Source organism: Citroniella saccharovorans (assembly GCF_035481615.1).
In the GTDB taxonomy this organism is placed as follows: Bacteria; Bacillota; Clostridia; order Tissierellales; family Peptoniphilaceae; genus Citroniella; species Citroniella saccharovorans.
On sequence record NZ_JAYKOT010000001.1, the window covers coordinates 138,681 to 154,875 of the forward strand.

13 protein-coding genes are annotated in these 16,195 nt (G+C 29.2%); all 13 read right to left on the minus strand.

What is annotated here, in order from left to right:
- Positions 1 to 155 precede the first annotated feature (155 nt).
- Genes VLK81_RS00665 through VLK81_RS09695 form a run of 13 tightly spaced genes read right to left on the minus strand, consistent with a single transcriptional unit; the run spans position 156 to position 16,170 of the window.
- Positions 156 to 1,910 carry an ABC transporter ATP-binding protein gene (locus VLK81_RS00665; RefSeq protein WP_324618641.1) on the minus strand — a complete coding sequence of 585 codons (1,755 nt, stop codon included), beginning with the start codon at positions 1,908 to 1,910 and terminating at the stop codon, positions 156 to 158.
- Positions 1,907 to 3,625 (minus strand): ABC transporter ATP-binding protein, encoded by a 1,719-nt coding sequence (locus VLK81_RS00670; protein WP_144398865.1) that lies wholly within the window; start codon positions 3,623 to 3,625, stop codon positions 1,907 to 1,909. The genes VLK81_RS00665 and VLK81_RS00670 overlap by 4 nt, the downstream gene beginning before the upstream one ends.
- Positions 3,622 to 5,043 carry an ABC transporter ATP-binding protein gene (locus tag VLK81_RS00675; protein WP_324618642.1) on the minus strand — a complete coding sequence of 474 codons (1,422 nt, stop codon included), beginning with the start codon at positions 5,041 to 5,043 and terminating at the stop codon, positions 3,622 to 3,624. Before VLK81_RS00675 ends, VLK81_RS00670 begins: the two co-directional genes overlap by 4 nt.
- Positions 5,044 to 5,045: 2 nt before the next feature.
- Complete coding sequence (locus VLK81_RS00680) at positions 5,046 to 5,720, minus strand: energy-coupling factor transporter transmembrane component T family protein (protein ID WP_144398867.1); 675 nt, start codon at positions 5,718 to 5,720, stop codon at positions 5,046 to 5,048.
- A complete protein-coding gene (locus tag VLK81_RS00685) occupies positions 5,721 to 6,323 on the minus strand; it encodes an MptD family putative ECF transporter S component (protein ID WP_324618643.1) in 603 nt (200 codons plus the stop codon). It lies immediately after the preceding gene.
- A gap of 25 nt (positions 6,324 to 6,348) precedes the next feature.
- Positions 6,349 to 7,038: an aspartate/glutamate racemase family protein gene (locus tag VLK81_RS00690; protein ID WP_324618644.1), complete on the minus strand. Its 690-nt coding sequence runs from the start codon at positions 7,036 to 7,038 to the stop codon at positions 6,349 to 6,351.
- A 19-nt stretch (positions 7,039 to 7,057) separates the two neighbouring features.
- Complete coding sequence (locus VLK81_RS00695) at positions 7,058 to 7,792, minus strand: cyclase family protein (protein ID WP_144398870.1); 735 nt, start codon at positions 7,790 to 7,792, stop codon at positions 7,058 to 7,060.
- 25 nt (positions 7,793 to 7,817) lie between these two features.
- Positions 7,818 to 8,561 (minus strand): thioesterase domain-containing protein, encoded by a 744-nt coding sequence (locus VLK81_RS00700; protein WP_324618896.1) that lies wholly within the window; start codon positions 8,559 to 8,561, stop codon positions 7,818 to 7,820.
- Entirely contained in the window at positions 8,545 to 10,395 is a 1,851-nt protein-coding gene (locus VLK81_RS00705; protein ID WP_324618645.1) for an amino acid adenylation domain-containing protein, read from the minus strand. Before VLK81_RS00705 ends, VLK81_RS00700 begins: the two co-directional genes overlap by 17 nt.
- Complete coding sequence (locus VLK81_RS00710) at positions 10,322 to 12,139, minus strand: condensation domain-containing protein (protein ID WP_324618646.1); 1,818 nt, start codon at positions 12,137 to 12,139, stop codon at positions 10,322 to 10,324. The genes VLK81_RS00705 and VLK81_RS00710 overlap by 74 nt, the downstream gene beginning before the upstream one ends.
- Before the next feature lie 10 nt (positions 12,140 to 12,149).
- Positions 12,150 to 12,866: a VOC family protein gene (locus tag VLK81_RS00715; protein WP_144398872.1), complete on the minus strand. Its 717-nt coding sequence runs from the start codon at positions 12,864 to 12,866 to the stop codon at positions 12,150 to 12,152.
- A gap of 2 nt (positions 12,867 to 12,868) precedes the next feature.
- Positions 12,869 to 14,992, minus strand: a complete 2,124-nt coding sequence (locus VLK81_RS00720) for a bifunctional Gfo/Idh/MocA family oxidoreductase/class I SAM-dependent methyltransferase (protein ID WP_324618647.1) — start codon at positions 14,990 to 14,992, stop codon at positions 12,869 to 12,871.
- Positions 14,992 to 16,170: a phosphopantetheine-binding protein gene (locus VLK81_RS09695; protein ID WP_407651950.1), complete on the minus strand. Its 1,179-nt coding sequence runs from the start codon at positions 16,168 to 16,170 to the stop codon at positions 14,992 to 14,994. Before VLK81_RS09695 ends, VLK81_RS00720 begins: the two co-directional genes overlap by 1 nt.
- Between the last annotated feature and the right edge of the window lie 25 nt (positions 16,171 to 16,195).

Consider the following 16,195-nt stretch of genomic DNA (forward strand, 5'->3'; position numbering starts at 1 on the left):
CCCTTTCTGGTATTAACTACATTTAATTTTACAATTGAATTATTTATACTGTATACAGAATAACTTAAAGAAAAAAGGTGTAATATTTTTTGTTTTAATTATGTTCATATTAGCCTCCGTTCATTAAGTCGTTATATCTTAAAATTTAGTATTGTTTATAGTTCTATTCTATATTTATTGCTTAGTTTCCATGATTCCGCCTTAGCTTTTGCATTGATAAGATCAGAATAAAGTCCATTATTCTTAATCAGTTCTTCATGACCTCCACGTTCTACTATTTCTCCATCTTTTAAGACTAAAATCTGGTCAGCATTTCTAATGGTTTTTAGTCTGTGGGCAATCATAATTACTGTTTTGTTTTTTGTTAATGATTCTATCGCTTCTTTAAGCTTATCTTCATTTTCTGGGTCTATATTTGCTGTGGCTTCATCAAAGATTATGATGTCCGCGTCTTTTAGCATGGCTCTGGCTATGGAGATTCTTTGTTTTTCTCCACCAGATAGGCTTGCTCCACCTTCCCCAATGATAGTGTCATATCCTTCTGGTAAAGCTTCTATAAATTCATGGCACCTTGCCTTCTTTGCAGCTTCTACAACTTCTTCATGGCTTGCATTTTGTTTTCCAAATTTTATATTATTTTCAATTGTATCTTCAAATAGGTATACATCCTGAAAGACCATTGAAATAGAATTCATTAAGTTTTCTATCTTATAGTCTTTTATATTTTTTCCACCAATTAAAATCTCGCCAGAATTTACATCCCAAAATCTCGCTATGAGACTACAAAATGTTGTCTTACCAGATCCAGATGGTCCTACAATGGCAGTCATGGTATTTTCTTTTATCTCTGCTGATACATTTTTTAAAATTGGTCTATCATCATAGGAAAAAGAAACATTTTTAAAGGCTATATTGTGATTTTTTATAGGCTCTGTAATACTTCCTTCTTTCAAAATTGGCATTTGATTAACATATTCATATGAATCAATTGCATTTTCTGCAATTCGCAAAATCGCCATATTAGACCCTGCTCCAATTAATCCTTCAAATATCGTAAAACTTGCTATCATTATCATCACTGCATCTGTAATTATCAAATTATCAGAAATATTAAATCTAATACTTACAAATAGCATTGCAACTATTGTTAAACCTATTACAATTCTTTGAACCACAGTATAAGGAATAACCATCTTCTCAAGTGCTAATGTAGTCTTATAGCTATTATCTATTGCATCATCTAAATTTTTATTATTTTCTCCTCCTAAGTTATATGACTTTATAACTTGCATTCCTTGAAGAGTAGATAGTACATTCTTAGTTAAACATGTTTGAATATTGGCCATGTCCGTAGCATTTTTTCTTGAACGTTTTTCCATTAGAGACGTAACCATCAAAAACACTGTCATACCTACTAGTGCTGTTAGACCTATGTAGATATTAATTAAAAATATAGCTAGAACAAACACACATGTATTTAAAAAACCTCCTAGAACATTGACAAGCAATACTGGAATCCAAGATTCAATTTGAGTGAGGTTTGTGGTTGCTAAAGTAGTAAGTTTACCTAAACTAAAACTATTAAAGAATCCCATTGGAACTTTTTTTATTTTTTCACCCAATTCAATTCTTTTATCAGCCGCCATAAAATAGCCTGCATGAGTTTGTTTCATTTGAGAAATGTTTTGTGTTACAATTTTCCCCAATAAACTAATCATTAATATCACAAATGCTATGATAATATTTTTTGTTGAAATCTTGCTAATAAACAAGCATTCTAACATATAATAAATTGCCACAAATTGAAAAGCGTTAAACACAGCATGAATAAATGCTGCAAATATAGACTTTTTTAAATTACCTTTTTCCTTCCCAGAGAAAAGCCAAATTTTTCTAAATACATTTATCATGCTCTTCCCTCCTTATTCGATGCTTTCCACATAGATTGATACATCTCAGATTTCACAAGTAGTTCTTCATGAGTTCCACTATCTTGGATTCTTCCTTTATAGACAATAAATATTTTATCAACATCCTTAATAGTATTGAGTCTGTGAGCAATGATAATTAATGTCTTTCCTTTTGCCAGTTTTGAAATTGCTCTCTGAATACTAACTTCATTCTCAGGATCTATATATGATGTTGCCTCATCTAAAATAATGATAGGCGAATCTTTAAGCATAGCTCTAGCAATAGATATTCTCTGCTTTTCTCCTCCAGATAAATGTCCACCACCTTCCCCAACAACAGTATCATATCCATCTGAAAGGTCTTTTATAAATTCATCACATCCCGCCTTGATTGCAATTTGCTCAACTTCACTATCTGTTGCATCGGGTTTTGCAACCCTAATATTGTCCTTGATAGAAATATCAAAAAGAAAATTATCTTGTGATACATAAGATATTAACTGAGAAAGTTGGCTTAATGGGATTGTATTTATATTTATATCCCCAATTTTAATACAACCACTTTCAACATTCCAAAATCCAGCTAAAAGCTTTGCTATGGTCGATTTCCCACTTCCAGATTCTCCCACCAAAGCATTAACTGTTCCTTCTTCAAATTTTAAATCCAAGTGATTGATTATTTTCTTATCTTCGTCATATGAAAAGTTCACATCTTTATATTCAATATCATAATGCTGAATTTTTTGAGTGCTTACGCCTTGTTTTAAGGGTTTTGAATTTAATACCTTTTCCACTTCACCTGATATAGTACTAATTCTAGCTAAATCATCTGTATAGTTTAGAGCTTTAAGCAAATTAGAAACTGTAGCAAAAGACAATACGACGATACTTATAAGTATATCAATTTTTATGCTTCCATTTTTATAAAAAATCATTCCGAACGGTATGACAGTTAATATTCCCATTGGTGACAGAAGTCTGCCAACAGAAATTCTATTCATACATCTACCCATCCAATCATAATAAAACTGTGCATTATCTCTAACAGCATCACTATATTTTTTATAGGAAGATGTACCTTGATTAAATGCTTTAATAACTTCTATTCCTCCGATATACTCTACCAAAGCATTGTTCATTTTTTGTCCTAACAATACAGATTCTTTATAGCTTTTTGTGTACTCTTTATTCATTACTGACTTCATTACGCCCATTCCAATAATAAATGGTAGCAGCGATATTATACTTAAACGCCAATCCAATATAAGCATATATACAATAAGCAATATTGGTCCGATTATATTTGCTGTCATTTCAGGTAATATGTGAGATAATGTGGTTTCCATACTATCAACTTTATCTACAATAATATCTTTAAAGGTACCAGAGCTAACACTCGTTATATCTCCCAAAGGCATTTCAAATAATTTCTCTGAAATTTCTTTTCTTATATCTCTCAATGATTGAAACGTTGCAGTATGAGAAATAGTTGTTGATACACCCGCTGAGATTTCTTTTATTAAAAACAACCCAACTATTATCAATAATTGCTTCAAATAGAAGTCCCAATCTGAATTATTGCTAATTAACTCAGTAATAATTCTTGCAAGAAATATATAAGATATTAAGCTGGCTAATACACCTAAAATTGCAAATAGTATTGAAAAAGAGAATTGGAATAAGTTTATTCTTACATATTTTTTAATTAAGTTCATATTATATTCCTTCCTTCTTTTAATTGCTTTCCTTCTTCTAAGTAGATAAATTTATTGCTAGTTGCTTCAGCTAAAAGCAAATCATGTGTAATAATGATGACTATTTTCCCTTTTTCAGCAAGGAGTTTTACCCACCTTATAATTGCACATAGTCCATTTCCATCCATCCCACTTGTCGGTTCATCTAATATATAAATATCAGCCTCTGAACAATATGCAGCAGCTAATATTACTCTTTGCTTTTCACCTCCTGACAATGATGCTGGGTGTCTATCTTTTAGTTTGATCAAACTAAAAGCATCCAAACTATCCTCCATATCTTTTTTTAATTTTTCAGTTATTTTTTTACCAATAGAAATTTCACTTACAACTGAATCTGAATACAGTTGATAGTCTGCATCTTGCATAACAAAATAGCAAAATTTATTTCTTAAATTTCTGTTTGCTACTTTTCCTCTATATTTGATTAATCCTGTATTTTCTTTTAGTAGGCCACATATAACTTTACACAAAGTAGTTTTTCCTGCTCCATTGTTTCCTAACAGTGAAACAACTTCACCTTTATATAATCTCAAATTTATATTATCAATACCTGAATTTGTTTTTTTATAATGAAACGACAGAGATTGAATATCCAATAGTGGTACATTATCGTTTTTAATTTCATTATTTGCACTTTTTTCAACTGTTTTGGGTCTTAGTCCAAGACTTAATAATTTTTCATCACTAAGATTTTCGAATTGTTTACTTGTCCAAATTTCATCCAGCTTACCTTCGTTTATATATAAAAACCTATCCGCCACTTCTTTGAATGAGTCAATTCTGTGTTCACTTATAACAATTGATATTCCTTTGTCTTTAATTTTTTTTATTATTTCTATCAATATCTTAGATCCTTGAATGTCTAAATTAGATGTTGGCTCATCCAATATCAAAACTTTTGGTTGCAATATCAAAGAAGATGCAATTGCAACTTTTTGCTTTTGACCGCTAGATAATTCATCAATATTTCTCAAAAGCAAATCTTCAATTCCAATAAATTCCGAAACCTCATAAAGTAATTCTTTTATTTTTTTCGAGGGAACTCCAATATTTTCTGCTGCAAAACAAATTTCGTCTTGGACTGTATTCATGAAAAATTGACTTCTTGGATCTTGAAAAACAACGCCAAACAATTTAGCACGTTCTTCTGATTTCAATTCAGCCAGGATTCGCTTATCCACTTCAATTCTCCCTTGCAGAGATCCCTCGTAAAAAACAGGAGCTAAACCACTTATCGTGCGTAAAATCGTACTCTTTCCTGAACCTGATTTTCCACAAAGAATGATGCATTCTCCTCGTTTTACAAAAAAACTAATATCTTTAATAGATTCATCACCATCTTTATAGGAAAAATACAAATTTTGAAATTCAATCATAATTACACCTGCAATCTAAAATATATTAATCCCATCGCAGCTCCATACAAAACAAGTACAAATAAATCATTTAGGCCAAAATCCGCCTCATATATGCATGACCTACTAATATCTGCGTTTAATCCCCTTAACTCTGCCGTAGCTCCCAACTCATCTGATAATTTTATGCATCTTATGATTAGTGGTACCATAAAACACTCATATACCAAAAAAGGATTTCTCATAAAATCTTTCCAATTACTAAATAACCCCCTAGCTTTCATTCCATTTCTAATTGCTATGTTTTCTTTACTTAATACTGGGAAAAATCGTATAAGGATGCAAATCATTACTATTATGGGCTTAGGAACCTTTGTTTTCTGTAAACTTAACATAAGTTCACTTGAGTTTCCCACAACAATACATGTAACTACCATTACTAAAGGAATTGAACGAGCTAACATATTCAGAATAATGTACATTAAGGCTATCTTGTTCGCAAACAAACCAGCCAATATAACCATAGTAAGGTAAGTTATAACGAATTTAATAGCCTTATTATATTCTTTTATATACACTAAAAGTAATGCATTTAGTGCAACACTTAAATGTATTTGAATGTTTTTGTTAAACAAGAACCAGAATATTGATGATACTGCTAATAAGATAATATATGTTCTATTATCTAATTTTTTCATTTATATTAGCTTTGCCTTTTTTATATGTTTTTTCAAAAGTTTTTGTCCCACTATAAATCCAATAATAGATAATGTAATTGTTATTACAGTGATCAATAAAAGCATATCCCACGAACCATAAAATCTAACCAGAGTTTTAATACCTTCATCTGAGTAACTCGCTTTTAAACTATTTAAATACTGTTCTTTAAAGAAAAACATAGGTATCGCACTGCCAAGGGCATATAACGCCCAGTATATTGAATATGTGATACCATTCCTTTTAGGATTTCTATACGTATTCTCCCCTATCATAATTATTTCGCATATAATTCCTACCACAATCATTACAGGCAAAAACCATGGAGATCCCATAACTGTTATAAATAATCCTCCGAATATTCCTGTAATTAAATATGTTCCTCTTTTAGCAACTTTATTTGACATTGCTACAAAAATAGGTCCACAAAGTAATCCCATAATACCTACATAAAATAGATAGTCAAATGCAGGTGTTGTTAACATCATAGTACACATTTTAGTAGCAAGCATTATTACAATCATCGCTATGTTAAATATAGATAACGTAATAACATCTTTCATTTTTAATTTATCATTTTTCATATTCATATCTTTTCTCCTTTTACATTTATTCTTCAATACTTTTTTTAGCAATTTCTTCAGCATGAATCTCTGTAGTATCAAAAACGGGTATATTAATATCCTTTTGTTTTACTAATAAGCCTATTTCTGTACACCCCAAAATAACCCCCATATCATCATTACAATACTTATTTATTATTTTTAGATAAATATTTCTAGATGATTCTTTAATTATACCCATACAAAGTTCTTTAAAAATTATATCGTGCACAATTTGTCTGTCTTCAATCTCAGGAATTACTATTTCTATATTATTTTCCAGATACTTATCAACATTGAAACTTTCTTCCATTGTAAATCTTGTTCCTAATAGTAATGCTTTAGCAATGCCTTTAGAATGCATTCTCTTTGATGTTGCATCTACGATATGAAAAATTGGAACATCAATACATTTTTTAATTTCGGGAATACACTTATGCATTGTATTGGAACAAATAGCTATCATATCAACTCCAGCAACTTCTAATTGTTTTGCCGCATTGGATAATAAACGATTGGAAGTGTCCCAATTACCTTTCAAAATAGTAGATTCAATTTCATGAAAATTAATACTGTGCAATATGCAGTCTGCAGAATAATACCCCCCTTTTTTTTCAGCAATAGTTTCATTTATTATTTTATAATATGGTAATGTGCTTTCCCAACTTAAGCCCCCTATTAAACCGATTTTCTTCATACCTATCACTTCTTTCTATTTATTTTGGACATATGGCAAAACATCTTACAGGAAATCCAGTTCCACCTTCTTGTTTCGGAAAAATACAAAAAATTACACTTCCTCTAGCGGGAATCTTATCCAAGTTGGCCATCAGTTCAATTTGATATATATCATTTTTCAAAATACAAACTTCCGCTTTAAATGGATATTGTTCTTTCTTTTGTGGCGGATCCGTATCAAACGTTTCATGCCCAATGCCTAATATTTTGCGTTCTTTAATCAAAAACTCTACCGCTTTTATATCCCAACCAGGATAATGAGGTTCACCATTTATATCAACATTAAGAAACTTTTCTTGATCAGGCCAGTTTTTATACCAGTCGCTCCTCATCGCCACGAATGAACCTTCTGGAATCTTGCCATAATTATTCTCATAATTATCAATATCTTCTACTTTTAAGGCGTAATCGGGATTTTCAAGTACTTTTTGAGAACAATCTATCACACAAAGTGATAAAACACACTCCTTTAAATCTATTTTTTCTAATGTCCTCCCACTTTTACTTGCATGAGCAGGAGCATCAATATGTGTTCCATACTGTCCTGGAAAAGTGTATAAATGTGTCCTAACTGGATATTTATCAAAATCCAAAATTATTTTTTTTGATAACTTGTTAAATCCAGGCCACCTTGGTGTTAACTCACCAAATGAGTGAGTTAAATCAATCCATTCATTCTTTTTTAATTCTGCAATAATGTTTTCAATTTTCATCGTATTCACCTCTCAACATTTAAGTTTACATTTCCTTTAATAAATCGATAATTTTTTTCGATAAAACTGCAGCATTCTCAATATTTTCAGTACATGTAACATGATCTCCAGGTATTTTAGAGACATTAACCTCTCCCAAACATAATTTTTCCCAAAAATTTATTGTAAGCAAATCCTCGTCAGGTATAAAACTACTACTTATATCAGCTAGCAAGAAATTAATATCTCCCACATAGTAATTCGGCACGTATGTTGCCGCTTTTAAGCTATGTTTAAATGATCTGTATAATTCTAACTGCATTTCTATAGGTTGTGCGTTTCCAATAACCTCTTTTGCCTTTTCAGAATAGAATTCAAATCTCTTCATTGTACCTAAATCTTCTAATTTAGATAAAGTTTCTGATAACTTCGAATACTTTTTTTCTAAATATTTATAAGACATTTTAGGTATATTCTTATTAAATTTATTATATAAGTCATATATAGCTTCAAATAATTCTTTCCCTGATATTCCTTCAAATCCAAGGTTATCAAAATTTATTCCCAAACTTGGTAAAAATAGCATTTCTGTCAATATATCATCTTCCAACTTATATTTCATGGGATGACTATCTATTAATACAATTGAACAAACTATATCCTCATGTTGCTTCAATTTTTTTGCTATTTCTACTGCAATTAAACCACTTATACAATAACCAACAATTTGAATCTTTTTTTTGCCAAGTTTTTCTATTTTTTTGGAATATTCTTCAGCTAAACATGAAATTAACTTTTTCGCTGTCTATTAAACAATATTTTTCACTATTTTTTATAGTAAATCCAACTATACTTGACATATTCTCCTTCTTCATATTCTCTAAAACATATCTATAACAGTTTAATGTTCCAAAATCGGCATGCAAAAATACTTGCAAATATTCATTATCTTTATCTAAAATATAGTTCATCTGCCCAATGGAGTCATCTTCTTCAAAGTTATGAATATTATCTTTTGTGTTAAAAATTTTATATTTTTCAATAAATGACCTAAGATTATATATTTCTGGCTTATTTATCAATTCTCTCAATAACTTATCAAATTCAATATATTCATATAGCCCTAAGTCATTAACATAGTCTCTTATATTACCGGCAATTTGTGCTATTATTAAAGAATCCGCGCCTAAATTATACAAATTATCACTTACAGTTATATGTTCAGTTTTTAGATTTGATTCGCAAATTTTAACTAAAGCATTTGTTATATTATCATCAATAAAACTTTTATCTTTTCCTTTTATTTCTTTTTCCGATATAGATAAATCTTTTTTTAGAGATTTATAATCTACTTTTCCATTAGTTGTCAGGGGCATTTTTGCTTTTATAATTATAATTTTAGGAATCATATATTCTGGTAAATATTGTCCTAAATATTCTTTTATTTCAAATTCACAAATTTCTTCAAATTTATCACTAATGATTAGACAAGATAAAACCCCATTATCATTCAATAGTGCTACTGAAGATTTCACTAAATCAAGTTTATTTAATACAACCTCTATTTCCCCAAGCTCAACACGAAATCCATTTATTTTTACCTGCCTATCTTTTCTGCCTAAAAATTCAATTTCCCCTGAGGCTAAAACTTTAGCAATGTCTCCAGTTTTATATAATCTCATCCCATTAACATAAATAAAAGATGCAGAAGTTAGTTCTTCATTGTTTATATATCCTTTAGCTAAACCATCTCCTCCTATATATAAATCTCCCTCTACATTAACCGGACAATGCTCGCCTCTATAATCTAATACATACATACTTTGATTAGATAGTGTGACCCCATATGGAATACTTCTCTCATATATATCACTTTTTTTACATATATGATAATTTGACCATATCGAGGCTTCTGTAGCTCCACCCATAGCAACTATCATGCTTTCATTTGAAATTTTTCTTATTTTATCTGGCAAATCTGTCGGTATCCAATCTCCCGAAAGAAGTATCTTTCTCAGATTCACCTTTTTTTTATTTTCGAACATATAATTTAAAAATAGTTGCATTATTGCTGGCACTGTGTTCCAAACAGAAACTTTGTTTTTCTTTATCAAATCATACCAATATTCTGGATCTATTGAATTGCTATTAGGAATAATTAAAGTTGCACCTAAACTTAAACTAGAAAAAATATCATATACAGATAAATCAAAACTTAGCTTTGAAATACCTATAAAAACATCATTTTTTGATATACTGAATTTACTATTAATATCCATAATAGTATTCATTACAGCCCTATGGCTGACTTCTACTCCTTTAGGTAACCCTGTTGATCCAGAAGTAAAAATTACATAAGCGGTATCGTCTAAATTATCTCCCTCTATCATGTTCTGTTCTTCATCGTGATTAAAATCAGAATCTTCAAAAATACAAGCAAGGTTATAGTTCTTCACATTAGTAACATTATCACTGATATTCATGTTAAGAATAAAGTCAATATCAGCCTGCCTTGCCACCTCTTCTTTTCTTTTATCCGGCAAGTCTATTTCAATTGGAACATATGACGAACCACTCATTAACACTCCAACAACTGCTGCAATTTGAAAAACAGACTTTTCCATGCATATTCCAATATTGGACTTTCATTTTTGTCTTGTTATTCCAAACAAACTTTTTTATTTTATTCGCATAAGATAACAACTCACTATATGTTAAAGTATTGTTATCATCTACCAATGCTATTTTATCCGTATTTTGTAAACAACTATCATAAATAGCTCTATCTATTCTTTTTAATTCTAATTTTTCATTAACCTCATTTATAGAATTAATTATATTTATATGCCACTCAGGCAAACTGACGAACGCACCTCTATCCCATGTCTCATCTTCTGATAACAAATGTAAATATCTTAAAAAGGAATCTTTAATATCATCAACAATCCTATTATCAAAAATACCATTCCTTACGTCAAAGAATACTCTCAAACAATCTTTATCATCCATACACTGACAATCAATAAATACCTGTGGAGTTTGACTTCTAATCTTATCATTCATTTTACCAACATAGTTGTAATTTAAATCTTTGGAAAATCCTATTCCACTGGTAAAAACATATGGCATAATTATATTATTTGTATTTGTTCCACTCGATATCGCTCTAATTACTTCTATTCCAGAAAATGCACTGTGTTCTAAATTTTCTATCAATGTTTCTTGTAATTCTTTTGCATAATTAAAGAAAGTCAGTCCATAGTCGTCCTTGCAGTCCAGTAAAGTAATCCCGGTAAAATCTCCTACTACTTTATCAATATCGTATTCGCTATACTCTCTATTCAACATAGTTAAATTAAGCGTAAAATCTTTGTTGTTGCTCCATTTTCTGAGGATTAATGAGTATACAGCTAAGAGAACTGTAGTGCTAGTTACCCCTCTTGATTTAGCTATAGCTACAATTTTATGCCATACCTTATTATCCAATGAAAATGAGTAGTGAGTAAAACCTGACTTTTCTGTGTTGTTGTTTAACTTAACTGGTAATTGTGGCGCATCTTGAAGATTTGGAATTTTATTAATCCAATATTCTTTGTCACTAAAATATTTAAAACTTTTTTTCATCATATGACAACTGCGTACATGATCTTTAAATTTCATGTTTATTTCTTTTAGTGTGTTATTGTGAAAATATATTTGTTCAAATTCAAAGATTAATCTCCAAATGCTTCTCCAATCAGCAATCATTAAATCAAATGACAAGAATAAAATGCTCTTGCACTTCATGTTAATAACACCAATATCAAACAATGGGGCACTTTTTAAATCATACTTTTTTTGATAATATTGTTCCCTTATATTGTCAACATTATTTTCATCAACTTCATACTCTTGAACAATAAAATCGTACGGTATATATTTTGCGATGGTTTGTTTGTTGTTTTTTCCTATATACATTCTAAGCATTTCGTGTCTTTTAAATAGTGTATCCCAAGTTTTTCTAGTTTTATCTAAATCTAATACGGAATCATACTCTATCTCCATATATAAATGACAACTTACTCCACCATATTGAAAAACTTCTTCTCTACCTAACATATATGCCTGCTGTACATCCGTCAAATCAAAACAGTCATTGTCATCGTCTCTTTTTAAAATCACTTTCTTTAAATTAAAATTGTAATCTGAGCATGACAAAAAATCTATGATATCATCTTTGTTATTTTTTAAAAAAATCATATCATTATCATTTAAAGCATCGGAACTAGTTTTATAATTTAATTTGCCTCCACGAACAAATAATTCTATATCAGATTCCTTTAGCTCTTTTATTTTCTCATACATTTGTTCCAATTTGTTATTTTTCATATTGAATCACCTACGCAGGAACGAATTTCACATCACAGAAATAACATTCTTTTTCTAGTCCATAAATTTCTATTTCTTTCATTGTTGTAGAATTTCCCTCTTCTATAATCACATTATTTGCATCTTTCGTTAAAATATTCATGTCTCTATACTCACTTTTTTTTACAAAAAGTCTTATGTTTTTTATAAGTTTTGCACCATTTGGGTGTACGTTTTTTTTTGGTTTTTGTAAAGGTTCATATTTTGAAACAATAAACGGCAAGTTTTCATTATAAGGAACAAAATAACTATAGTTAGCTTTAATCCCTTCTTTATTTGTTCTTTTCCAGTGCATAGTTTTAGAAAAATCTATCTTACTTTCTTTTAAATTTTCCTTAATAAGCTCAATATCCACTATAATCTTGTTTTTATAATTTCTTATAATGGTTTTGGTATCATCAGAATCTTCTAGTGCGAAGTCGACAAATTTATTTTTTGTCGAAAACCATTTCCACCAACGCTTAGCCACAACTTTTCCATAAATTATATGGATTATAAAAAACAATGGCATATATCTTCTTTTTATAGAAAACACTTCTAAAAAAGCATTCTCACCAAACCATATAAAAAAATTATTTTCTTTTCCTTTCGGACCGCCCCACTCTATTTTAAATCCCATATTTTCTATTTCCTTAGCAGCGCTATGCAAATTACTTACACTAAAAGAAATGTGGCTAATCTCTAACATGTTTACTCCTTTCTTGATATAAATAATTTTTGTTTCAATTTATTCATCACGTCATTTGCTTTTGGGAAAGTATCTATAACTTTATATCCATCGTCATTCAATAAATTCAACCAATCAATTTCTCTAAAAAAAGTAATGTTTTTCTTGTGTCTATCATCATTAGGAATATTCATTATAAAAAGTTGAGATATTTGCAACTCTAGTAAGTCATCCACTGGTTCAGCTATAAGCAATACTCCTCCTCTCTTTATTACTTTATTAATATAACTCAGAGTTTTCTTAGTATTTATTGCATTATTTATAGCACCAGCTACAATTACTATATCTATGCTTTCTTTAGCTATTCCTTGTTCTATTAAGTCATAATTCATATCAAGTATTTCATATCTTACATTATCAAATTCATTTAGCTTTTCTTTAGCTGCATCTAAAAAATAATCAGATACATCCGTGAATACATACTCAGAATATTTTGTTCTTATGTTCGATAAAACGTTATAAGATGTGGCCCCCGTCCCAGCACCTATTTCTAATATGTTTGTCTTATAATCAGTAATTCCAGTTATATATTGGCTAATCTTGTTGTTTAGATATTTACCAATTAGTGAATTATTATAGAAGTTTTCAGCTAGCTCAATGTTCCCTTCTGGAAATAGTAAATACGTAGGGTTTATCTCTTCGTTTAATATTTTATCTAGATTTACAGCATGCGAATAATAGTATTCCAGCATACTATTATCTATTAAAACACCACACCATTGATCTCTAACGATATCCCATTGTTTTTCAAAATCAAGTTCATTCAAGCACTCATTAATATAATACATATTTTTATATGGTTTTATATATTTTTTTCTCTCGAAAATATAAACCCATCTGTTGATAATATATCTATATTTGTAATATTGAACATCTAAATTTCGAATATTAATGCATCTTTCGTGATTTATTATTCCAATCTTTTTAAATAATACTAATACGGACAATGCACATGCTATATCCATATTCTCAATCATTTTATCAATGTGTTCATTTGTCAATGTTTTTATCATTAGATTAAAATCATTTCCATTTAATCTATTATTAAAAACAATATCTTTCACTTCCCTTTCTCTATTAACAACGCTAAATGAATTTTCCTTAGGATAACCTATCAGTTTAGTTATTTCACTTACCATAATTAGTTGTTCTAATTCTTTTTGCATATACCCTTCAAAATTTTCACCCTTTAATACTATATCTCTAAATGATTTTAATTGTTCTGATATTGCATTTTTCCAATCTCTCCAAATTATACTGGAATAATCATTACCCTTTCCAAAAATAATATTATTTTTCTTTATAAGATTTTTACTACTACTATCTCCATATTCAAAATTTTTATCCATATGAAATCTAGAGTACCAATATATAGGTCCGCTTGGATCAGTCAAAACAATATCTCCACTTGCAAATCCTACCTTAAAATTATAAAACAGATAAAAATTATTATCAGTATCTTTGTAATTAAATTCGTTATGAATACGAATATTACAATATACTCCACACATATTTACGCAAATAGTATCAAAACCACCTGATCTAAGAACATTAGAATCTAGTTCATAGTTTCTACCACCTAACAAATCACATAAAATGGCAACTGTAGGGTGTAGCAATTGATAACTACATTCTATGTTTATATATCTAATATCTTCAATTTTAGAAAAGTCTTTTATGAAATCAATATATTCCTTAGTTGAGTCAATATATTTATAAAAATTACTTACAGAGATGAATGTTTTATTTTTTATCGCTAGTCTAACCATTTCTAAATATTCTTTATAGTGAACGGGTTGTTCTATTATAACATGCATTCCTTTTTCAATGAATTTATAAACTATATTATTTCCATCACCTCCAGAGCTTACAAATTTCAATACCACACACGCAATATCTGCATCTGGAACCTCATTATCATTGAAAAACAATGGTATTCTTCTCTTTTTCGCATAACTTTCTGTATATAAACTTTTATTCTTAGATACTATTCCTACTAGTTCTAAATCAGTTTTTAAATCCAGTATAGCCTCAATATACATTTTTCCAAATCTAGTCCCGCATGATATTATTCTCTTTTTTTTCACTATATCTCTCCTATTGTAAAATTTTTACATTTATTAGACTCTATAGCATTTAAAAGTTCCTCTATATTATTGGAATTAAATATGCTGGATACAGAAATATCAACAAAAAATATTTTCTTAATTTTCTTTTTCAGTTTCAATGCTATTAGCGAATCTCCTCCTAATTCAAAAAAGTTGTCATTTAAATACACCTCTTCAATATTTAGAATATCTTTCAATATTCCCACCAGCATTAATTCACTCAGACTAGACGCTGTTACACCTTTCCCGTTGCAATTAAATTTATCATTTGTATAGGTTGGACCTTTGTTTTGATCTATTTTCCCATCAGTATTAACAGGAAAATAGTCAACCTCAATAGGATTATTTGAAATAATATACTTAGGCAAACCATTCGATAATCTATGTTCTATTTCATTTTCGAATATATAATTATTCTTATTCTTTAACTTATTTTTCAATTTCTTCCTATCAACTTTTCCATTTTTATTTAATGGAATGTTATCTACTTTATAGAAATTAGCAGGAATCATATAGCTTGGTATTTCATGTGACAAATAACTTCTTAATTTTTCAAAGGTAGGCTTGTTTTCTTTTAAATTAGCTATTATGAAAGTTATAAAATTAGAATATTCTGTCCTTTTATCACAATTTATATAGAGGATTTCACAATCATTATTGTCAAAATCATCTGGTCTTACTTCGTTAAATGGCTGCTCATTTATTATATCTGCTGTAATAATAGGAAGTAGGTTATTATTTTTTAATTCATTACCAATAATAAGTCCATTAACTTTCAACACTTTTAGTACTCCTTCTATAAGAGTCTTTTTGGCATTACTTCTGTGAATCGAGTTTAAAGCTATAGCAATATCAAAATTATCTTCATCTAATGAAGTTTCTAAGTTATCATTTATACAAACATATTTAAATTTACTATCATTCTCCAAATCAGATAGATTATTTCTAAAGTAGATAGAACTATCAGCATAAATATACTCACTAATAAACTCTTTAAGCTCTTTAAAAATAGTAGTAGTAAGTTCACTATTTCTAGTTCCATATTCTAAGATTTTTATATTTTTTTTGTTATTTAATCTTGCATAAGCCTTTATTGAATTTATAATGCTATTAATTGATTCTTCATAGCCTAAAAGTTCTTCTGTAAATTTTGACATATAGGATTTATTTGAATCTGAATAA

Bases quoted from the DNA above. Each gene is read 5' to 3' on its own strand.
- VLK81_RS00665 (WP_324618641.1), bottom strand. From the start codon at position 1,910: ATGATAAATGTATTTAGAAAAATTTGGCTTTTCTCTGGGAAGGAAAAA.
- VLK81_RS00670 (WP_144398865.1), bottom strand. From the start codon at position 3,625: ATGAACTTAATTAAAAAATATGTAAGAATAAACTTATTCCAATTCTCT.
- VLK81_RS00675 (WP_324618642.1), bottom strand. From the start codon at position 5,043: ATGATTGAATTTCAAAATTTGTATTTTTCCTATAAAGATGGTGATGAA.
- VLK81_RS00680 (WP_144398867.1), bottom strand. From the start codon at position 5,720: ATGAAAAAATTAGATAATAGAACATATATTATCTTATTAGCAGTATCA.
- VLK81_RS00685 (WP_324618643.1), bottom strand. From the start codon at position 6,323: ATGAAAAATGATAAATTAAAAATGAAAGATGTTATTACGTTATCTATA.
- VLK81_RS00690 (WP_324618644.1), bottom strand. From the start codon at position 7,038: ATGAAGAAAATCGGTTTAATAGGGGGCTTAAGTTGGGAAAGCACATTA.
- VLK81_RS00695 (WP_144398870.1), bottom strand. From the start codon at position 7,792: ATGAAAATTGAAAACATTATTGCAGAATTAAAAAAGAATGAATGGATT.
- VLK81_RS00705 (WP_324618645.1), bottom strand. From the start codon at position 10,395: ATGGAAAAGTCTGTTTTTCAAATTGCAGCAGTTGTTGGAGTGTTAATG.
- VLK81_RS00710 (WP_324618646.1), bottom strand. From the start codon at position 12,139: ATGAAAAATAACAAATTGGAACAAATGTATGAGAAAATAAAAGAGCTA.
- VLK81_RS00715 (WP_144398872.1), bottom strand. From the start codon at position 12,866: ATGTTAGAGATTAGCCACATTTCTTTTAGTGTAAGTAATTTGCATAGC.
- VLK81_RS09695 (WP_407651950.1), bottom strand. From the start codon at position 16,170: ATGTCAAAATTTACAGAAGAACTTTTAGGCTATGAAGAATCAATTAAT.